The following is a 19,966-nucleotide window of genomic DNA, read 5'->3' as shown; positions in this document are numbered from 1 at the left end:
CTTATGAATTCAGTAGGAGCTTGTCCATGATGCGTCGTCTGATTATCGTCGCTACCGCCGCCGCCCTGATGACCGGTTGTGCCGGCCAGAACCCCTATGACGGCCAGAGCCAGGACCAGGGCTCCACGGGGATGAGCAAGACGGCCAAGTACGGCGGCCTGGGCGCGTTGGCCGGTGCCATTGCCGGTGCTGCCATCGACCACAACAACCGTGGCAAGGGGGCGCTGATCGGCGCCGCCGCAGTAGGTGCCGCCGCCGCAGGTTATGGCTACTACGCCGACAAGCAGGAAGCCGAGCTGCGCGCCAAGATGGCCAACACCGGCGTTGAAGTTCAGCGCCAGGGCGACCAGATCAAGCTGATCATGCCGGGCAACATCACCTTCGCCACCGACTCTGCGAACATTTCCCCCAGCTTCTATGCGCCGCTGAACAACCTGGCCGGCTCGTTCAAGCAGTTCAACCAGAACACCATCGAGGTGGTTGGCTTTACCGACAGCACCGGCAGCCGCCAGCACAACATGGACCTGTCGCAACGCCGCGCGCAGGCAGTCAGCACCTACCTGACCTCCCAGGGCGTGGATGGCACCCGGGTGAGCGTGCGTGGCATGGGCCCGGACCAGCCGATCGCCAGCAACGCCGATGCCAATGGCCGGGCGCAGAACCGTCGGGTAGAGGTGAACCTCAAGCCGATCCCAGGCCAGCAGTATGACCAGCAGGGGACTGTGCAGCAGTATCCGTAACGTTCAACGGCTGAAGTAAATCGCGGGGCAAGCCCGCTCCCACGACTAAACGTGGGAGCGGGCTTGCCCCGCGATGCTTTTATCAGCGCACGTTACTGGCCTGGATGGCCGTCAACGCAATGGTATGTACGATGTCATCCACCTGCGCCCCGCGCGGCAGGTCGTTCACCGGCTTGCGCAAGCCCTGCAGCATCGGCCCGAGGCTGACGCAGTCGGCGCTGCGCTGCACCGCCTTGTGGGTGGTGTTGCCGGTGTTCAGGTCGGGGAACACGAACACCGTGGCGCGCCCTGCCACCGGGCTGTGCGGCGCCAGCTGGCGGGCGATGTCCGGGTTGGCGGCGGTGTCGTACTGCAGCGGGCCGTCGATCAGCAACTGCTGCTCGGCGTGTTGCGCAAGCCGCGTGGCTTCACGCACCTTCGCCACCTCTTCGTCGCTGCCGGCCGAATCGCTGGAATAGCTCAACATCGCCACCCGTGGCGCAATGCCGAACGACTCGGCCGACTCGGCGCTCTGTCGGGCGATCTCGGCCAGCTCCTCGGCGCTGGGGTGCGGGTTCATCACGCAGTCGCCGTACACCAGCACTTGGTCGGGGAACAGCATGAAGAACACCGACGACACCAGGCTTGCACCCGGCGCGGTCTTGATCAGTTGCAGGGCCGGGCGGATGGTGTTGGCGGTGGAGTGCACCAGGCCCGAAACCAGCCCGTCCACCTCGCCCAGCGCCAGCATCATGGTGCCGATCACCACCGGGTCTTCCAGTTGCTGCTCGGCCATCGGCGCGTTGAGGTTCTTGCTCTTGCGCAGCTCGACCATCGGCTCTACATAGCGCCCGCGGATCAGCTCCGGGTCCAGCACCTCAAGGTCCGGCGGCAGGCTGATGCCCTGGGCGCGGGCCACAGCGGCTACCTCTTCGGGTTTGGCCAGTAGCACGCAGCGGGCGATGCCACGCGTCTGACACAGCGCGGCAGCCTGCACCAGCAGCGGCTCGGCGCCTTCGGGCAGAACAATGCGCTTGTTGGCCTGCTGGGCGCGCTGGATCAACTGGTAGCGGAACACCGCCGGCGACAGGCGCAGTTCGCGCGGGGTGCCGCAGCGCTGGTGCAGCCAGGCCGCGTCCAGGTGGGTGGCGACAAAGTCGGTGATGAACTCGGCGCGCTCGCGGTCATCCACCGGGATTTCCCGGTTCAGCGAGTTGAGCTGGTTGGCGGTGTCGTACGAGCCGGTACTGACCGACAGGATCGGCAGACCAGCCTGCAGCGCACCGCTGCACAGCTCGAGGATGCGCGGGTCGGGCTTGCTGTCGCTGGTCAGCAGCAGGCCGGCCAACGGCACGCCGTTGATCGCCGCCAGGCTCACCGCCAGGATGATGTCGTCGCGATCGCCCGGGGTCACCACCAAGGTGCCGGAGGTGAGCAGCGGCACGGTGTTGGCCACGGTGCGGGCGCAGATGATGATTTTGTTCATGCGCCGCTGCTCGTAGTCACCGGCGTTGAGCACCTGGGCGCCGAGCAGCTCGGCCACGTCGCGGGTGCGCGGGGCGTTTAGCTCGCTCTGCCAAGGGATGCAGCCGAGCAGGCGGAAGTCGTTGCCACGCAGCAGCGGCGAGTGCTCGCGCAGGCGCGTGGCGAACTCGGCCATGCTCTCGTCGGTGCGCACCTTGTTCAGAATCACCCCAAGCACCTTCGGGTCGCGCGGCCCGCCGTACAGCTGGGCCTGCAATTCGACCCGGCCGGACAGCTCGCTGAGCACCTCGTTTTCCGGCGCCGATACCAGGATCACCTCGGCGTCCAGGCTCTTGGCCAGGTGCAGGTTGACCCGGGCCGCGTAGCTGGCGTGGCGGGTCGGCACCATGCCTTCGACCACCACCACGTCCTTGCCGACGCAGGCCTGCTGGTACAGGCGGATGATCTCTTCGAGCAACTCGTCCAGCTGGCCATCGCCAAGCATACGCTCGACCTGGGCGAGGCTCAGCGGGGTGGGCGGTTTGATGCCGTGGGTACGCGCCACCAGTTCGCTGGAGCGCTCAGGCCCGGTGTCACCGGGGTGCGGCTGGGCGATCGGCTTGAAAAAGCCGACCTTCAGCCCGGCGCGCTCGAGGGTGCGAACCAGGCCCAGGCTGATGGAGGTCAGGCCGACACCGAAGTCGGTCGGCGCAATGAAAAAAGTCTGCATGCGTGCTTCTCGAAATAAGCGGTGCAAAAGAATCAACGGCCAAGGGTATCGCTAACCGCCCCCCGGGCGCACCAGCCACAGGCAAATGCCTGGCCGATGCGGCGCTGGCGCTGTTCGGCGTCAAGCACCCAGGGCCGCGCCTGCCAGGGCGGCTGGTGGCGCAGGTGCTGGGTATGGCCACAAGAAAGTGACACCACCCAGTGGCCTTCTTCGTCCTGGTGAAAGCCCGTGATCAGACTGACGGGCGACCCTTCGTCCATGGTCGGTTCGCAATCGGCCGATGCCTTGGTTACACTTCCCCGTTCTACATTCTTTTGCAAAAGGTCTTGCCCCATGCTGATCGCCGCCAACAAGGCTGTGTCCATCGACTATACCCTGACCAACGACGCCGGGGAGACCATCGACAGCTCCGCCGGTGGTGCGCCGCTGGTTTACCTGCACGGTGCCGCCAACATCATCCCGGGCCTGGAAAAAGCCCTGGAAGGCAAGCAGGCCGGTGACGAACTTGAAGTTGCCATCGAGCCGGAAGACGCCTACGGCGAATACCTGGCCGAGCTGGTCAGCACCCTGAACCGCAGCCTGTTCGAAGGCGTCGACGTGCTGGAAGTCGGCATGCAGTTCCACGCCTCTGCGCCGGACGGCCAGATGCAGATCGTCACCATCCGTGACGTAGACGGCGACGACGTCACCGTTGACGGCAACCACCCGCTGGCCGGCCAGCGCCTGAACTTCAAGGTCAAAGTGGTCGACGTGCGTGACGCCAGCGAAGAAGAAATCGCTCACCGTCACATCCACGGTGAAGGTGGCCATCACCACTGATTTTCTGCGCTAAGCTCAGAAAGTCGCCAGGCGCTCGGACAAGCCGGCATGCCCCCGACGGGGGTACGCGGCTTGGAAGAGCGCCTTTTTAGTGGGCGCAATTCGCCCCAGCGACAATCGGGAACCTGAGAGGGGATTCAACATGAGTGCATTTCACGACCTGACATTGAAGGCGTTGAACGGCGAGGACCTGCCCCTCGCCCCGTTCAAGGGCCAGGTGGTGCTGGTGGTCAACGTCGCCTCCAAGTGTGGCCTGACGCCGCAGTACGCCTCGCTGGAAAAGCTTCACCAGCAATACAAGGGCAAGGGCTTCAACGTACTGGGCCTGCCGTGCAACCAGTTTGCCGGGCAGGAGCCGGGAAGCGAGAAGGAGATCCAGGACTTCTGCAGCCTCAACTACGGCGTGAGCTTCCCGCTGGGTGCCAAGCTCGAGGTCAACGGCCATGAGCGCCATCAGCTGTATCGCCTGCTGGCGGGTGAGGGCGCGGAGTTTCCCGGTGACATTACCTGGAACTTCGAAAAGTTTCTGGTCGGCAAGGACGGCCGCGTGCTGGCCCGCTTCGCTCCGCGTACCGCCCCGGACGACCCCAGCGTGGTACAGGCCATCGAGAAGGCGCTGGCCTGATGCAGTGCTCCGGGGCGCCTGTACCGGCCTCATTGCCGGCAAGCCGGCTCCTGCAGGGGCAGCATAGGGCTGAAGGTTGTGCGATCCCTGTGGGAGCGGCTTCAGCCGCGGAGCAAGCGGCACGGTGAATGGCACCGGCAAAGCCGGTGTTCGCGGGTGAACCCGTTCCCACAGGGCCGCGATACCCGTCAATCACCCCAATCAATAATGCTGTGCCAGCCCCCGCACTGCCCCTAAGCTCAGGCGCATTTCCTCACCCTTGCCGGGAGCGCCGCATGTCCAGCAACCCTCTGTTCCAGCCCTTCACCCTGGGTACCCTCGAGCTGCCGACCCGTGTGGTCATGGCGCCGATGACCCGTACCTTCTGCCCCGGCGGCGTGCCCCACGACGGCGTGGTCGAGTACTACCGCCGCCGCGCAGCTGCGGGTGTCGGCCTGATCATCACCGAGGGCACCACGGTTGGCCACAAAGCTGCCAACGGCTACCCCAACGTGCCACGCTTCTACGGCGATGACGCCCTGGCCGGCTGGCAGCGCGTGGTCGAGGCGGTGCACGCCGAAGGCGGGCGCATCGTGCCGCAGCTGTGGCATGTGGGCAGCGTGCGCCGCCTGGGGGTGGAGCCGGACGCCAGCGTGCCGGCCTATGGCCCGAGCGGCAAAGAGAAAGACGGCACGGTGCTGGTGCAGGGCATGAGCCACGACGACATCCGCGAGGTGATCGCCGCCTTCGCCCAGGCGGCGCGCGATGCCCAGGCAATCGGCATGGACGGGGTAGAGATCCACGGCGCCCACGGCTACCTGATCGACCAGTTCTTCTGGGAGGCCAGCAACCGCCGTGATGACGAATACGGCGGCGACCTGGCCGGCCGCTCGCGTTTTGCCATCGAGCTGATCCAGGCCGTGCGCGCTGCGGTGGGCCCGGACTTCCCGATCATCTTCCGTTTCTCGCAATGGAAGCAGCAGGACTACAGCGCGCGTCTGGTGCAAACCCCCGAGGCGCTGGCAGCGTTCCTCGAGCCGCTGTCGGCGGCGGGTGTGGATATCTTCCATTGCTCCACCCGGCGCTTCTGGGAACCGGAGTTCGACGGCAGCGAGCTGAACCTGGCCGGCTGGACCCGCCAGCTCACCGGCAAGCCGAGCATCACCGTGGGCAGCGTCGGCCTGGATGGCGAGTTCCTGCAGTTCATGGTCGACACCGACAAAGTCGCCGAGCCTGCCAGCCTCGAAGGCTTGTTGCAGCGCCTGGAAGCGCGGGAGTTCGACTTGGTAGCAGTCGGCCGCGCCCTGCTGGTGGATGCGCAATGGGCGCAGAAAGTGCGCGACGGGCGCGAGGCCGAAGTGCTGCCGTTCAGCCGCGAGGCGCTGGCGAGCCTGGCTTGAGGGCCAGGGGCGGGGCTGCCTCCCTGTTGGCCGTGCCGCCCCGGCAGGCGTCGTACAGGTAGCCCTCGAACTGCTCGACGATTGCCGGCCAGCCCTGGCGGCTGGCGTGCTGGCGGGCGTTCAGGCGCACCCGGCGCAGGGTTTCGCTTTCTTCCAGCAGCCAGCAAGTGGCGTCGATGAAACCCGCCTGATCGCCAGGCATGGCCAGCGCGCCGCTGTGGCCGTGGCGAATGTGCTGGGCCGCGGCGGCCTCGTCGTAGGCGACCACCGCCAGCCCCGAGGCCATGGCCTCCAGCACCACGTTGCCGAAGGTTTCGGTGAGGCTTGGGAACAAGAAAAGGTCGGCGCTGGCGTAGTGTTCGGCCAGCACTTCGCCGCGCTGGGCGCCGCAGAACACGGCGTCCGGCAACTGCTGGTGAAGGCTGGCGCGCAATGGGCCGTCACCGACCATCACCAGGCGCAGGCGCCGCTGTGGATAACTTTTCTGCAGTGCTGCCATGCACGGGCGCAGCAATGCCAGGTTCTTCTCCGCCGCCAATCGCCCGACATACAGCACGGCGATATCGTCCGCTGCCAGCCCCCATTGCTCGCGCAAGGCCTGGCTGCGCCGGGCCGGGTTGAACAGGCTGGCATCCACGCCGCGGGCCATCAGCCCCAGCCGCTCGAAACCGCGGCGCTCCAGCTCCAGGCGCTGGCTGGCGCTGGGTACCAGGGTGATGGCGGTGCGCCGGTGGAACCAGCGCAGGTAGTGAGTGAGCAGCCTTGCCAGCAGGCCAAGGCCGTATTGCCCCGAATACTGCGGGAAGTTGGTGTGAAAGCCGCTGACCACGGCGATGCCCAGCCGCCGTGCAGCGCGCAGGGCGCTCAACCCCAGCGGCCCTTCGGTTGCGATGTACAGCACATCGGGGCGCTGCCGGCGCCAGCGCCGCCACAGCTTGTGCATCGACACCTCGCCCCACTGCAACCCCGGGTAGCCCGGCAGTGGCCAGCCGCGGCACAGCAGCAGGCTGTCGTCCGGCCCCGCTGCGCAATCGCAGGCCTGGCGCGGGCGGATCACCTCCACCTGGTGCCCGCGCAGGCGCAGCCCCTCACCGAGCCGGCCAAGGGTATTGGCCACGCCATTGATTTCGGGGGGGAAGGTCTCGCTGACCAAGGTGATGCGCAAGGGCGGAGTATTCATGACAAAAAGTTTCCGCCGCCCCGATTGCGGGCATGTGACGCCTTTGTGACGTACAGATGACGCTTGATTTCCGGCAGCTTCGATGCCGTGAATATTTTATGGCAAAGCGCTCAAGAAGCCCGCTGGCTTAGCCGATGCAGATGCATTCGGCTATAGCTATGCGCTCCGGGAGAGCGGTGATGTTCAACAACAAACTCAAGCAAGAAATCCAGCAGCTGCGTGAAGAACTGCTGTCCGTCGAACAGGTCAAGAACAGCCTCGACAGTGAAATGCTGGTGCTCCAGCTCGACCCCCAGGGGCGCATCGAGTCGGTCAATGCCAATTTCGAAGCCGAAATGCACTACCGCGCCGAGCAACTGATCGGGCGCAACATCGAAGAGATCGTCCCGGCCCATGTGAAGCAGCTCGACTTTCAACAGCGCATGAAGGCCGCTATCACCCGTGGCGAGCACCTCAACGGCGCACTTCGCCTGTTGCGCGGTAATGGCCAGGAAGCCTGGCTGCGCTCGATCCTGCAGCCGGTGAAAGACAGCAACGGGTGCATTCGCTATTTCTCGCTGCACTCCAGCGACCTCACCCGCACCATCGAGACTTCCCGCGAGCATGAGAGCCTGATCAAGGCGCTGATGCGTTCCACGGCCGTGATCGAGTTCGACCTTGAAGCCCAGGTGCTCACCGCCAACGACCGCTTCCTCGAGGGCATGGGCTACCGCCTCGAGCAGGTGCGCGGCAAGCCGCACCGCATGTTCTGTGACCCGCAGGAAGCCGGCTCGCCCGAGTACAAGGCGTTTTGGGACAAGCTGCGCCGCGGCGAGTATGTTGCCGGCCGCTTCAAGCGCATCGATGCCCATGGCCGCACGGTATGGCTGGAAGCGTCGTACAACCCGATCTTCGATGCCCACGATGTGCTCTACAAGGTGGTCAAGTTCGCCACTGTAGTCACCGATCAGGTCAACCAGGAGCAGGCGGTGGCCGAGGCGGCCGATATCGCCTACACCACTTCGCTGGAAACCGACGGCTGCGCACGCAAGGCCACCGAGGTGGTGACCCAGACGGTGGAAGTGATGCGCGGCCTAGAGGGCTCGATGCAGGACGCCGCCGACGGCATCCACGCGCTGGACAAGCAGTCCAAGGTAATCGGCGCGATCATCAAGACCATCAGCGACATTGCCGGGCAGACCAACCTGCTGGCGCTCAACGCCGCCATCGAGGCCGCGCGTGCCGGCGAGCAGGGCCGTGGCTTTGCCGTGGTCGCCGACGAGGTGCGCCAGCTGGCCTCGCGCACCAGCAGCGCCACTGAAGAAATCGCCAAGGTGGTGCAGCAGAACGAGCAACTGGCTCAGGCTGCGGTGGACATCATCGATACCAGCAAGCGCCAGGCCGAGCAGGGCCTTGCGCTGGCCGCCGACACCGGCGGGGTGATCGTGGAGATTCAGGAAGGGGCGAAGAAGGTGGTGGATGCAGTGGGGCAGTTCTCCAGCCAGCTGTCGCACTGATACCACCGCTTTAGGAGCCGGCTTGTCGGCGATAGGGCCCTGTCAGGCCATACCGCCCTGTGGCCTGGCACCGGCACTGCCGGTGATCGCCGGCAAGCCGGCTCTCATAGAACAAAACACAACTCATTGATTTAGCAGGGACCTGTGGGAGCGGGCTTGCCCGCGAACACCGGCGAAGCCGGTGCCAGACACCGCGTCGCCTGCTTCGCGGTGGTTCGGCACCCCGACAAGCCCGCTCCCACAGGGGCCGCGGCGGGCTCATGCCCAGTTCTCTGCGCGACAGCGCAGCCCGAAAGGGCTGGGTAATCTCCTACAGGTACTGCACAGGCATGAAGGGCATGCGCCCCCGGCACTCACTTGCGCTCCCGCACCCAGAACAACGTCGCCCCGGCTACCGCCGCCGGCATCATCAGCACGTTGACCAGCGGGATCATCAACGCAAGGTACGTAATGCCGCCAAAACCCAGCGACTGCCAGCGCTTGCTGCGCAACCAGGCAAGCATGTCCTGCCAGCTCATCTTGTTGTTGTCCGCCGGGTAGTCGATGTACAGCAAAAGCCAGCTACATCGCCTGGAAGCCACGGAAATCAACGCCCTTTCCCAAGGGACTGAAGGGGAATGTACCAGTCTTGTGTCCCCTCTGGAAGGCCAAGATGGGGCGCATTCACCGGCTCACAACCTATTCCGAAATGGGATCTGGTTCTCCAATAAAATAAACTCTCAGACTACTGGTGTCGTATTGACATCAGTGACCGATACTGAATATGCTCAGTCTCGCAGGTGAATACACCTGTTCCGCTCTTTAAAGTCACAGTTTCAAGGAAATCGATGCCTTAACTGGCGATCCCTTCATTGGGGTCATGACCGGCGCGGCGGGGCCACTGCACGCAGGGGGCGCGCCTAGCTCGCTCTCCGGACTGGGGGCTGCGACCGTTGTCTGGCGTAAAAGTTAAGAGTCCGCTTGAGTCCAATATTAATATTCCTTGAATGCTTAATCCGCTTGGTCTGGCCACAAGAGCATTTCGCTCTTGGTTGCTAAGAGGAAAAAGCTATGCGTAAAGCTAAATCAGATGTACCTGTGACTGTTACAGAAAAAGAGAGCATTCCGGAAGTAACTAGAGATAGTTCTCCTTGGAAAAAAATTGGCTCAAGTGCAGTTATTGAAATGACCGTTAAGGCTTTTCTTTACTGGGTTGGTCGTAAAATGATTTCCATTTTTTTGGAGGTCGACGATAACTAACTGACTCTTAATTTTTGCTTTACACTCATCGCTTGCGTAGGTCTGCGACTGTGGCAAAGGACAAGCCGTACTACCCACACCAACCTATCGGATCATTGGCTATTCTTGCCAAGACCCTAGTGTCCCGTCTCAGATAAAACGTTCTTTTTCATCGCGCCTGCCATCGCGTCTCGGGCACTCTGGATCTTGCGCAAGATGTCTTCACCTTTCGCGTTCCAGACGTACCGGCAGGGCTGAGCGTTGTGCAGCGCCAAGAACGCGGTGATGGAGCTAGCCAGTTCGCGTGTCGAACTAAAGCTGCCATCGCGCAGGTAGACGGTGATGTCCCGGAAAAAGCGTTCAACCATGTTCATCCAGGAGCTTGAGGTCGGGGTGAAGTGCAGATGAAATCGTGGATGGCGTTTGAGCCATTCCTTGACGACCGGATGCTTGTGCGTGGCGTAGTTATCCACGATCAAGTGCAATTGCAGGTTCTTGGGTGTTTCCCGGTTGATCTTTTTCAGGAAAGCCAGCCACTCCTGATGCCGGTGCTGTGTTTCGATGCTGCTGATCAGCCGACCCTGGAGGTAATCCATGGCCGCGAACAGCGTTAGCGTGCCGTGACGAACGTAGTCATGGGTCTGTGTGCGGATGTGGCCAATGCCCAATGGCAAGCCTGGTTGCGTGCGTTGCAAGGCTTGAACCTGGCTCTTTTCATCGCAGCAGAGCACCAGCGCTTTATCCGGTGGCGCCAGATACAGTCCAATGACGTCCCAGAATCTCTCTTCGAAATGCGGGTCATTGGACAGTTTGAAGGTGCGAGTCAGGTGCGGTTTGATGTCGTTCGCGGCCCAAATTCGTTGGACGCTGGCAGGCGAAATACCGGCGACTCGCGCCATGCTGCGGCAGCTCCAACGAGGTTGGCCAATGCGTGGTTGAGTGACCTGCTCAAGCGTTCGTTTCAAAGCTTCGGCAGGTAAGGAAGTTTTGCGTCCTCGCCCAGGCAAATCCACTAAGCCTTGTAGGCGCTGGGCTTGAAAACGCTTGCACCAGCGGGTGATCGAAACAACGGAGAGGCCGGTCAATTCAGCGATTTCGTTACGTGAATGACCTTGAGCAGCCAGCAAGATTACACGCGCTCGGCGACCGTCGCGCTGGCTGATGGTCGCCGAGCGAACCCGCCGGCTCAACTCAACCTGCTCATCGTCACTGAGCACAATGGCTTGAGAGTTCACGGCTCCACTCCTCTTTGTGGCTGACCAACGAAGCGTAGCTCAAGTGGGTTAAGTTATTTCCGAGACAGGACACTAGGTCTTCCTCCGAAACTTCTTTCTGATCTCGCAAAAAAAGCTTCCTCTTCATATACGCCGTTCGTCATAGAAACCAAAGGCGGAAAGATACGGAACGTTTATGAGCCAAAGTACGAATTGAAGCGGCTCCAGAAGCGAATAAACTCTCGTCTTTTTGAGGCTGTGGAATATCCTAAGTACTTGCAAGGCGGCATTAAAGATGAAGAAAACCCAAGAGACTATATTGAGAATAGTCGGATTCATGCTGGATCAAGATTTCTGATAAGTTTGGATATCAGGGATTTCTACGATAATATTCCGTTTGCAAGCGTTGTTTCGGTTTTTAAGTACTTTTTTAAGTTTCCGGACGATGTAAGTGAGGTTCTCGCCAAGCTGGTGACCCGTGAGGGGCGGGTTCCTCAAGGTGCTTGTACATCGAGCTATATAGCCAATTTGATATTTCATAATTCTGAGTTCAGCTATGTTAAGCGGTTAAGGGATAAAGGCTTTTCATATTCCCGGCTCTTGGATGATGTTACTATTTCAAGTGATCGACTAGTGGCGCAGGAAGAAGCTACGGCGTCAATAAGATATATTGCTGGGCTGTTTCGTGAGCATGGGCTTCGTCTTCGGCAAAGCAAAACGAAGATGGAGCGATCAGATGATTTGAAGGCTCCCTACGCTGTGACCGGTGTTTGGGTAGGGCATGGGGTGCCCAAGATCCGCCGTGCTGAGCGTGATACTATCAGGCATTCTGTGCATATCTGTGAGTGTGAGTACGAGAAAGACCGCTTCTCTGATGAATATCACGCTCTCTGGAATAAAGTTTCAGGTCAGGTAGCTAAGCTGACTAGGCTAGAGCACGCCCAGGCACCAAAGCTTAGAAAACGGATGAGAAAGATTTTGCCTCTCTACGATAGCAAAGCTATCGCCAGTATCCTAAGAGAAACAGATAAAATGCTTCGGAGGCCAAAGTCGCATCACTCTAAGATCGGTGTGATCGATGCATATCGACGGCTGATTAATAAGCTGGGGATTCTTTCCAGGACAGATAGAACTTTGTCGAGGGCAATGCGCAAGCAATTGAAAGCAAAGTTTTCTGACGTTCCGTCTAAAGCGATGATGTGGGAGTAGAAAATGGATGAAATAGAATATGATCGGGGTGTTGTCCGCGCATATGATACGTTTAAAGGCTTCGGTTTTATTAGGAGGGACAAGGGGCGGGATGTATTCTTCTTCTATGATGACGTCGAGGATCAGGAGAATGGTTTGATCGTTGGGGATTTGGTCGGTTTTGAGGTAAAGAAGGCGCCTAAAGGGCCAAGAGCATATAAGCTTGTGAGGCTTGGTTAGTTTCTCTGATCTGAAGTTTTGTGCGGATTGATTACGCCGTCTGATTCCCGGTTTTCGGCGTAAACTGGGTCAGTGTTTAACCCTGGTTTCTTACCGCTAATATCTAAGTTGTTAGAGTTTTAGAATATTGCAGATAGTGCAAAGCCGTCTTAGGGCGGCTTGTCAAGTGCAGTCTGCAGTTAGAGTGATGAGTACGGCATCTTCCTGAAGACTTTCTTAACGCCACAGTGAATGTACCAACCTGAGTAACCCGCAATGGTGCTACTTCAAGGCCGCTTAACGGTCGTCTGAGCGACAACTTCCATGCTGGGGTACTCAGATGGCAATGGATAGAGAGATTTTACACCTGTTAGAACGACCGACCGTGCTTTGGTCCGGGATGTCTTGAAGATGCAACATATCCTCCTTTAGCGGGCCGTTCATGAGCCGGCGCGGTCGTGGCTTGCTGTAATTTTCTCTGTGATTTTTGACGGGTTTTTATTGGTTTACTACTGTAAGTGCATCGCCCCATATCAAATTTGCATGTATATGTCTTTTGATAAGGTTTCTATTGGATCCTATAATTGTATTCCATTTTGTCAGCCAGCAAGTATAAGCATCCCATGAGTAACCCAAGTAATAGCCGCTACGCATGGTGCTCATGGAGTCGCGAACAGCAGAAAGATAAATGGCTTCGATAGATGTGCCTTCGATTTCAAGGATCGTGCCTAAATAAACTAGCCACTTTGCCATTTGATGGTATTGAGTCCATGCGCCATTGACTCTAGTTAAGGTTATCTTTTGTTGAATAATTGAGCCTAAGCAGTTAACCACAAGGGGGTGGTTGATGCTCACGCCGACTGCCCAAAATGAAGAGATTATCTCATAGAACGAGTTCTCCGTACTTAGGTAGGTAGGGGTGTAGCTATGCCCTGGTTGAAGTATTAGCTGGACGTTTGCCACAGAGGGTTGGGCAGAAAGAGTGGCAGCTGGCATCACGTTTGTTATGCGTTGAAAAAAATCGTGAACTTCTAGGTCGTCAAGTAGTCGCATGCCGTAGCAATTATGGTAATAGTCTTTGACACCGAGACCTTGAGCAGTTGGGGGAAGACTCTGGAGCCAGTCGGACGGCCTTCCACCAGCGTCAATAGTCCGAGGGCGATCAAGTCATCGTGGACAGGAACCTCCCTACGGCTGCTGTCGGTTTTTACAGATTTGTCGGGGCGATCGTCGATGATCCGGATGAACCACGATCCGCAGCTGTGCTGGTGGATATCGTCAACGTAGAGTTGGGCCAGCTCTTCACGGCGGGCGCCTGTATAAGCTGCTATCAGCGGAATCCAGAACACAGCGTTGCCCGGACGACCTTCTGCATATCTAAGCCGCTGAAACTCTTCATGGCTAAAGAGAGAAACCAGTTCGTCCCAACCGTACCCGCGATTGTCGTCCAGTCGGCGCTTCGGTTTGCTGGGGCCGAAGCGTTTGTGAACGCGTGAAGCAATCACCGGGTTCGTTTCAAGCAGCCCAGAGTCGACCGAGAACGCCAGAACCGATGACATCCGGGCCAACAACAAGCGGGTGGATGAGATTGCCAGCGGTTTTACAGCAGCGTCCGCCGGCTGGATGAGGTTGGCAGCAAAGGCGTGAATGTCGGATGGTTGAATTGTTGCGATGGGCTGGTCGCCCATGTCCGTGATGAACCGATTGACAGCACGGCTGTAGTCGACGGCATGGCGACGGGAAACATATTCGGATCTGCCCGACATCGAAATGGACTGCACGTAGCGCTCTAGTGCTTCTGACAGCTTTATAGAAGCGCCTGTGGCTGTTGGTGCCGGTGGAGGGGATATGGGCTCCGCAAGCACTGGTGCCTTAGGAACAGCGGTATAGCGGCCATTGCGGGCATCGATGAACATGCGTTCCGACTCGGCATATGCGAGGGCAAAGGCCGACTTGGCTTGGTGATGGTTCCGGGTGTTCAGCGAACGGCGGATCTCAGTCTTGCCGATGATTGCTCGGAGGTCATCCGGCACCCTGCGTCGGAGGTAGTAGATACCTGAGTCAGGATGCCGGAACGGTTGTGCGATCAGTGCCATGTGTACCAGCCTTGTGTATCAGTGGGCTGGGAAAGGGCACTGCTTTAGTGGCTAGCGAACGGCTTGGGCGGAGCGATCAGCGACCGAAGAGTCTCCCCGCTCCCGCACCCAGAACAACGTCGCCCCGGCTACCGCCGCCGGCATCATCAGCACGTTGACCAGCGGGATCATCAACGCAAGGTAGGTAATGCCGCCAAAACCCAGCGACTGCCAGCGCTTGCTGCGCAACCAGGCAAGCATGTCCTGCCAGCTCATCTTGTTGTTGTCCGCCGGGTAGTCGATGTACTGGATCGCCATCATCCACACGCCGAACACCAGCCACAACGGCGCGGCAATCACGTTGACCACCGGGATCAGCGACAGGATGAGCAGGCCAATGGCGCGCGGCAGAAAGTACCCCAGCTTGCGCATCTCGCGGCTGAAGGTACGCGGCACCATGGCCACCAGCTCGCCCCAACTGAACGCCGGGAAGTTGTCCTGGCCGCGCACCACCACCTCGACCTTTTCTGCCAAAAAGCCGTTGAACGGTGCGGCGATGACGTTGGCCAGCATGGTGAAGGTGAAGAACACCATCAGTGCCACCAGTACGACGAACAGCGGCCACAGGATGTAGGTAAGAAAACTCAGCCAGCCCGGCAGGGTGGGCATCAGGTGGTCGACCCACAGGCTGAACTGATGCCCGGCAAACCAGATCAGGCCGCCGAACAGCAGCAGGTTGACCGCCAGGGGCAGCAGCACGAACAGGCGCAGGCCCGGGCTCAGGACCAGTTTCAGCCCTTCACGCAGGTATTGGGGGCCGGAAAGAACGGGGGCTTGCATCGGAATGCTCCGCAGATGGAAAACGCGCTGACCATACCCGAGTTTGCCGCGCCGACGAAAGGCGGGCGGGCTTGGCGAAACGGCGTGTAACAAAGCCTATGGGCAGCGCCTATCGGTTTCTTCTGCACATAGAGACTGTCTATAAGGTGGATTGTCTAAGGATATTTCCTTAATCTCTGCGGCCTCGCTACAGTGCGCTCAACTTTCCGTTTCAGGGCCGACGCGTTGTAGCCTTCCCCAAGTGCTGCGTGGGTCCCTTTTAATTCCAGCTGGCGCAACCGCCACCTTGACGGTGCGGCCCGCTCGACAGGAGTTCGTCATGTCCGAAGTACGTCATTCGCGCGTCATCATCCTCGGTTCCGGCCCTGCCGGTTACAGCGCCGCGGTCTACGCTGCCCGTGCCAACCTCAAGCCGCTGCTGATCACCGGCATGCAGGCCGGCGGCCAGCTGACCACCACCACCGAAGTCGACAACTGGCCGGGCGACCCCCACGGCCTGACCGGGCCGGCACTGATGCAGCGCATGCAGGAACACGCCGAGCGCTTCGAGACCGAAATCGTCTTCGACCACATCAACGCCGTGGACCTGGCCAACAAGCCGTTCACCCTGCAGGGCGACAGCGGTACCTACACCTGTGACGCGCTGATTGTCGCCACCGGTGCCAGCGCCCGCTACCTGGGCCTGCCGTCGGAAGAAACCTTCATGGGCAAGGGCGTGTCGGCCTGCGCCACCTGCGACGGTTTCTTCTACCGCAACAAGCCGGTGGCTGTGGTCGGCGGCGGCAACACTGCGGTGGAAGAGGCGCTGTACCTGGCCAACATCGCCAGCAAGGTGACCCTGGTGCACCGCCGCGATACCTTCCGCGCCGAGAAGATCCTGATCGACAAGCTGCACGCCCGTGTGGCCGAAGGCAAGATCGAGCTCAAGCTCAACGCCACCCTGGACGAAGTGCTGGGTGACAACATGGGCGTGACCGGTGCGCGCCTGAAGAACAACGACGGCAGCTTCGACGAAATCAAGGTCGACGGCGTGTTCATCGCCATTGGCCACACCCCGAACACCTCGCTGTTCGAAGGCCAGCTGACCCTCAAGGACGGCTATCTGGTAGTTGCCGGCGGCCGTGAAGGCAACGCCACCGCCACCAACGTCGAAGGCGTGTTCGCCGCCGGCGACGTGGCCGACCACGTGTACCGCCAGGCGATCACCTCGGCCGGTGCCGGCTGCATGGCCGCGCTGGATGTCGAGCGCTATCTGGACGGCCTGGCCAACGCTTCGTTCTAAGCCAGGCGATCCCCTGCAGGAGCCGGCTTGCCGGCTCCTGCACGAAGCAAAAACCGGCCCTTGGGCTAATGCTGTTCACTTAAGATTGCCGGGCCGCTTTGCGGCCCGTCGCGACACAAGGCCGCTTGCCACTGGTACCGCGCAAGGCTGAATTACCAAGCCATGCATAGTTCATGTGGGGAGCGGCCTTGTGTCGCGATGGGCTGCACCGCAGCCCCAATCACAGGCTCAGGCGCATGGACAAGTCCACCGCCTTCACATCCTTGGTCATCGCGCCGATGGAGATGTAGTCCACACCGGTTTCGGCAATCACCCGCAGGGTGGTTTCGTTGACCCCGCCACTGGCCTCGAGCTTTGCCTTGCCAGCGTTGATGCGCACCGCTTCGCGCATTTCATCCAGGCTCAGCTCGTCGAGCATGACGATATCGGCCCCCGCGGCCAGCGCCTGGCGCAGTTCGTCCAGGCTCTCCACCTCGATTTCCACCGGCTTGCCCGGGGCTATGCGGTGCGCCGCGGCCACGGCCTCGGCCACGCCACCGCTGGCGGCGATGTGGTTTTCCTTGATCAGGAAGGCGTCGTACAGGCCGATGCGGTGGTTGTGGCAACCGCCGCAGGTGACTGCGTACTTCTGCGCCAGGCGCAGGCCCGGCAGGGTCTTGCGGGTGTCCAGCAGGCGCACTTGGGTGCCCTCGACCAGGTCGGCCAGAAAGCGCGCTCGGGTTGCCACGCCCGAAAGCATCTGCAAGAAGTTCAGCGCCGAGCGCTCGCCGCTCAACAGCGAGCGTGCCGGGCCTTCGAGGTGGAACAGCACCTGGTTGGCCGCCGCCCGCTCGCCATCGGCCACCTGCCAGTGCACCGCCACCCGCGGGTCGAGCTGGCGGAACACCGCATCCACCCACGCAGTGCCGGCGATCACGCAGTCTTCGCGGGTGATGATGGTGGCCTTGGCCAGGCGCTCGGCCGGGATCAGCTGGGCGGTGATGTCGCCGCTGCCGATGTCTTCGAGCAGCGCGCGGCGCACGTTGGCTTCGATTTCGGCGGTCAGGTCGGCGAGGCGTAGGTTCGGCATGGTCGGCTCCACAAGCTAGATGGCGGCGATTATAGGGCAGGGGGGCAGCCTGTACAGCAACCGTGCAGACGACCTTTGGTCAGGAAGGGTGAGCATTTCGGCAAATGTGCGGTCAGTTGAGGCGTGTGAAACCTTAGCTAGCGGCTGTAAGAATTTTCACTGATAATGGCGCCCAGTATTTGGCGTCATAGCTTTGACGATCTTCCACGCAATCGAATCGCGCAACATCCATCAAGGAGTCCCGGATGCATAAAGAAGGCAAGGTGGTGCCCCTGGCGGGGGCCATCGATCGAGGCGCGCGCGCGCTCTCGCCCTGCCTTCCCGTGCTGTTGCTGCAGGTGCGTGACAAGGCTGCGCTGCAATTGCGCCAAGGCCTGCAGGCGTTGTTCGACAACGCCGACGACACCCTCTTCGAAATGGCCGACAAGGCCAGTGGCCGCGCCGACCAGAACCTTTACTTCGAAGCCATGCGCGACCTGCGCCTGAAGCGCAAGAGCATCGAGCGCGGCTTCCTCGACACCTTCTACGAAGCCTTTGCCCGCATCGGCCAGGCCGATGCCTTCGAGCTGCCGGGCATGCTGCCGCTGACGCAGGGCTTGGGCCCGCTGGAGCGTGCAGTGGCGGTGCAGGGCATGGTCGACCGGGTGCTGTCGCGTGATGGCCTGGTGCTTGGGCAATTGAACCTGCGCTTCAGCGTGTTGCTGGAGCTGGAGCTGGATGAGCCGCGCAACCCCATGGGCCCGGCCAACCTGTGCGGCTATTTTCTGGCCGCCGGGCGCAACCTGGGGGTGGGGCTGAGCGTAAAGCTTGTGCTGCTCAAGCTGTTCGAACGTTATGTGCTGCGCGACCTCGACCTGCTGTATGGCGAGGCCAACCAGTTGCTGGCCAGCGCCGATGTGCTCCCCGAGCTGCAGGCGCCGCCGCGCCGCCGTGCCGAAGACCGGCGCAGCACTGGCCGGTGCACCCCGGCCGACCTGGCGCTGGCCGATGACGGCGAGGCCGACAGTGCCGGCCTTGCCTTCGTCGCCTCGCTGCGCGACCTGCTGGCACCGGCCCGCGGGCAGTTCGCGCCGCGTCTGCACAGCGCTGGCAGCGCACAGCCGATCAGCACCAGTGACCTGCTGCGCTTGCTCACTCACCTGCAGCATTATGTGCCGGCCCCAGGCGAGGCGGATGACTTCAACCTCGGCCAGCAGCTGGAGCAGCTGTTGCTGCGGGTCAGTGTACGCAGCGGTACGCGCCGCCACATCGCTGCCAGCGACGAAGACATGATCCATCTGGTGGCGTTGCTGTTTGGCTATATAGAAGCCGACGACAACCTGCCCACCAGCCTGCGCGCCTTGATTGCCCGCCTGCATATCCCGCTGCTCAAGGTGGCACTGATCGACAAGGCCATGTTCAGCCGCGCGACCCATCCGGCGCGGCGCCTGGTCAACGAGATCGCCGCCGTGGCCATTGGCTGGGAGGCCGATGGCGAAGGGCTGCGCGACAGCTTGCACCTGCGGGTGGAGCGGGTGGTGCAACGGCTGCTCAACGACTTTTCCGAAGATTGCACCCTGTTCAACGAACTGCTCGACGAGTTCCTCGCCTTCAGCCAGGACGAGCGGCGGCGCAACGAGCTGCTCGAGCAGCGCACGCGCGACGCCGAAGAAGGTCGCGCCCGCACCCTGCAGGCCCGCCTGAAGGTGCAGGACGAACTCAACAAGCGCCTGCGCGGGCGGGTGTTGCCACTGGCCGTGGTGCAGATGCTCGAGCAGGCCTGGAGCCAGGTGCTGCTGCTGGCCTGGCTCAAGCAGGGCGAAGCATCAACTGCCTGGGCCGATGCCCTGGCCACGGTAGACGCACTGTTAGCCAGCATTGCCCCGCACCCGCAGGCTGGGCAGTTGCTCGAGCAATTGCCCGGCCTGCTCAAGGCCCTGCGCGACGGCCTCGCTGGTGTGGCGCTGGATTCGGCCGCCACCCGTGATTTCTTCCAGCAACTGGAGCAATTGCACCTGCGGGCCTGCGGCGGTACGCCGGTCGAGGGCGTGGCGCTGCCTGATGTATGGGTGCAGTCGGATATCGTGCTGGCTATCGCCGAAGAATCAGCCTGTGCGCCGAGCCTGCTGCCGGGCGAGGAAGAGCCGGCCCTGCGCCAGGTCGATCGCCTGCGCCTGGGCAATTGGGTCGAGGTGATGGATGACGACGAGCCGCTGCGCTGCAAACTGGTGGCGCGCATCGACAACAGCGACCGCCTGGTCTTCACCAACCGCACCGGCATGAAGGTGCGCGAATGGAACCGTGCCGGGCTGGCCATGGCCCTGCGCCGTGGCGAGGTGCGCCTGCTGGATGACGGGTTGCTGTTCGAGCGGGCGCTGGAGGCAGTGCTCGAGCAGTTGCGCGGGCAGCAGGCACGCTGACACTTGTAGGAGCCGGCTTGCCGGCGACAGGGCCGGTGCAGCCACCCTTT

The 19,966-nt window shown here is 61.3% G+C and carries 17 protein-coding genes and 1 pseudogene; 10 read left to right on the top strand and 8 right to left on the bottom strand.

The genetic code is table 11. From position 1 onward, the window contains the following. The first annotated feature begins 26 nt into the window (after nucleotides 1-26). Entirely contained in the window at nucleotides 27-740 is a 714-nt protein-coding gene (locus KSS93_RS25335) for a YiaD family glycine zipper/OmpA-like lipoprotein (RefSeq protein WP_217840309.1), read from the top strand. Between the two features lie 82 nt (nucleotides 741-822). Here KSS93_RS25335 and pta read toward each other — a convergent pair whose 3' ends face one another. Together pta and KSS93_RS25325 are read right to left on the bottom strand one after the other, a co-directional pair. Continuing rightward, nucleotides 823-2,913 carry a phosphate acetyltransferase gene (gene pta / locus KSS93_RS25330; RefSeq protein ID WP_217886478.1) on the bottom strand — a complete coding sequence of 697 codons (2,091 nt, stop codon included), beginning with the start codon at nucleotides 2,911-2,913 and terminating at the stop codon, nucleotides 823-825. Between the two features lie 32 nt (nucleotides 2,914-2,945). Beyond that, complete coding sequence (locus KSS93_RS25325) at nucleotides 2,946-3,248, bottom strand: DUF3565 domain-containing protein (RefSeq protein ID WP_217888804.1); 303 nt, start codon at nucleotides 3,246-3,248, stop codon at nucleotides 2,946-2,948. On the opposite strand from KSS93_RS25325, the gene KSS93_RS25320 reads away from it, so the two are divergent. The 3 genes from KSS93_RS25320 (at nucleotide 3,247) to KSS93_RS25310 (ending at nucleotide 5,736) form a co-directional block, all read left to right on the top strand. Further along, nucleotides 3,247-3,732, top strand: a complete 486-nt coding sequence (locus KSS93_RS25320; RefSeq protein WP_217840306.1) for an FKBP-type peptidyl-prolyl cis-trans isomerase — start codon at nucleotides 3,247-3,249, stop codon at nucleotides 3,730-3,732. The two genes, KSS93_RS25325 and KSS93_RS25320, sit on opposite strands and share 2 nt — an antisense overlap. A 142-nt stretch (nucleotides 3,733-3,874) precedes the next feature. Next, the gene (locus KSS93_RS25315; protein ID WP_217886477.1) at nucleotides 3,875-4,357 is read left to right on the top strand and encodes a glutathione peroxidase; all 483 of its coding nucleotides are present in this window, start codon (nucleotides 3,875-3,877) and stop codon (nucleotides 4,355-4,357) included. 275 nt (nucleotides 4,358-4,632) lie between these two features. Next, nucleotides 4,633-5,736 (top strand): NADH:flavin oxidoreductase, encoded by a 1,104-nt coding sequence (locus tag KSS93_RS25310; RefSeq protein WP_217886476.1) that lies wholly within the window; start codon nucleotides 4,633-4,635, stop codon nucleotides 5,734-5,736. On the opposite strand, the gene KSS93_RS25305 is transcribed toward KSS93_RS25310, so the two are convergent. After that, complete coding sequence (locus KSS93_RS25305) at nucleotides 5,705-6,916, bottom strand: glycosyltransferase family 4 protein (RefSeq protein ID WP_217886475.1); 1,212 nt, start codon at nucleotides 6,914-6,916, stop codon at nucleotides 5,705-5,707. The genes KSS93_RS25310 and KSS93_RS25305 overlap by 32 nt on opposite strands. Nucleotides 6,917-7,095: 179 nt before the next feature. On the opposite strand from KSS93_RS25305, the gene KSS93_RS26760 reads away from it, so the two are divergent. Continuing rightward, the gene (locus KSS93_RS26760; protein WP_217886474.1) at nucleotides 7,096-8,412 is read left to right on the top strand and encodes a methyl-accepting chemotaxis protein; all 1,317 of its coding nucleotides are present in this window, start codon (nucleotides 7,096-7,098) and stop codon (nucleotides 8,410-8,412) included. A 353-nt stretch (nucleotides 8,413-8,765) separates the two neighbouring features. Here the strand turns inward: KSS93_RS26760 and KSS93_RS25295 are convergent. Next, a pseudogene (locus KSS93_RS25295) lies at nucleotides 8,766-8,960 on the bottom strand (EI24 domain-containing protein); the annotation flags it as partial. Between the two features lie 502 nt (nucleotides 8,961-9,462). Here KSS93_RS25295 and KSS93_RS25290 point away from each other — a divergent pair. Continuing rightward, complete coding sequence (locus KSS93_RS25290; RefSeq protein ID WP_217886473.1) at nucleotides 9,463-9,651, top strand: hypothetical protein; 189 nt, start codon at nucleotides 9,463-9,465, stop codon at nucleotides 9,649-9,651. A gap of 116 nt (nucleotides 9,652-9,767) precedes the next feature. Here KSS93_RS25290 and KSS93_RS25285 read toward each other — a convergent pair whose 3' ends face one another. Beyond that, on the bottom strand, nucleotides 9,768-10,865 hold the full coding sequence (locus KSS93_RS25285; RefSeq protein WP_217885335.1) for an IS630 family transposase: 1,098 nt from the start codon (nucleotides 10,863-10,865) through the stop codon (nucleotides 9,768-9,770). A 141-nt stretch (nucleotides 10,866-11,006) separates the two neighbouring features. Between KSS93_RS25285 and KSS93_RS25280 the strand changes: the two genes are divergently transcribed. Together KSS93_RS25280 and KSS93_RS25275 are read left to right on the top strand one after the other, a co-directional pair. Beyond that, nucleotides 11,007-12,053 (top strand): reverse transcriptase family protein, encoded by a 1,047-nt coding sequence (locus KSS93_RS25280; RefSeq protein WP_217888803.1) that lies wholly within the window; start codon nucleotides 11,007-11,009, stop codon nucleotides 12,051-12,053. A 3-nt stretch (nucleotides 12,054-12,056) separates the two neighbouring features. After that, complete coding sequence (locus KSS93_RS25275; protein WP_217886472.1) at nucleotides 12,057-12,272, top strand: retron Se72 family effector protein; 216 nt, start codon at nucleotides 12,057-12,059, stop codon at nucleotides 12,270-12,272. Nucleotides 12,273-13,282: 1,010 nt separating this feature from the next. On the opposite strand, the gene KSS93_RS25270 is transcribed toward KSS93_RS25275, so the two are convergent. Continuing rightward, nucleotides 13,283-14,347: a site-specific integrase gene (locus KSS93_RS25270; protein ID WP_217886471.1), complete on the bottom strand. Its 1,065-nt coding sequence runs from the start codon at nucleotides 14,345-14,347 to the stop codon at nucleotides 13,283-13,285. 51 nt (nucleotides 14,348-14,398) lie between these two features. Next, on the bottom strand, nucleotides 14,399-15,166 hold the full coding sequence (gene cysZ, locus KSS93_RS25265) for a sulfate transporter CysZ (RefSeq protein ID WP_217886470.1): 768 nt from the start codon (nucleotides 15,164-15,166) through the stop codon (nucleotides 14,399-14,401). A 319-nt stretch (nucleotides 15,167-15,485) separates the two neighbouring features. Between cysZ and trxB the strand changes: the two genes are divergently transcribed. Beyond that, the gene (gene trxB, locus KSS93_RS25260; protein ID WP_217886469.1) at nucleotides 15,486-16,448 is read left to right on the top strand and encodes a thioredoxin-disulfide reductase; all 963 of its coding nucleotides are present in this window, start codon (nucleotides 15,486-15,488) and stop codon (nucleotides 16,446-16,448) included. Nucleotides 16,449-16,668: 220 nt separating this feature from the next. On the opposite strand, the gene nadC is transcribed toward trxB, so the two are convergent. After that, nucleotides 16,669-17,517: a carboxylating nicotinate-nucleotide diphosphorylase gene (gene nadC, locus KSS93_RS25255; protein WP_217886468.1), complete on the bottom strand. Its 849-nt coding sequence runs from the start codon at nucleotides 17,515-17,517 to the stop codon at nucleotides 16,669-16,671. Between the two features lie 245 nt (nucleotides 17,518-17,762). On the opposite strand from nadC, the gene KSS93_RS25250 reads away from it, so the two are divergent. Beyond that, complete coding sequence (locus KSS93_RS25250; protein WP_217886467.1) at nucleotides 17,763-19,916, top strand: DUF1631 domain-containing protein; 2,154 nt, start codon at nucleotides 17,763-17,765, stop codon at nucleotides 19,914-19,916. Nucleotides 19,917-19,966: the final 50 nt, after the last annotated feature.

The organism is Pseudomonas xanthosomatis, assembly GCF_019139835.1.
In the GTDB taxonomy this organism is placed as follows: Bacteria; Pseudomonadota; Gammaproteobacteria; order Pseudomonadales; family Pseudomonadaceae; genus Aquipseudomonas; species Aquipseudomonas fakonensis.
This window is presented reverse-complemented; position numbering and strand designations above follow the sequence as displayed.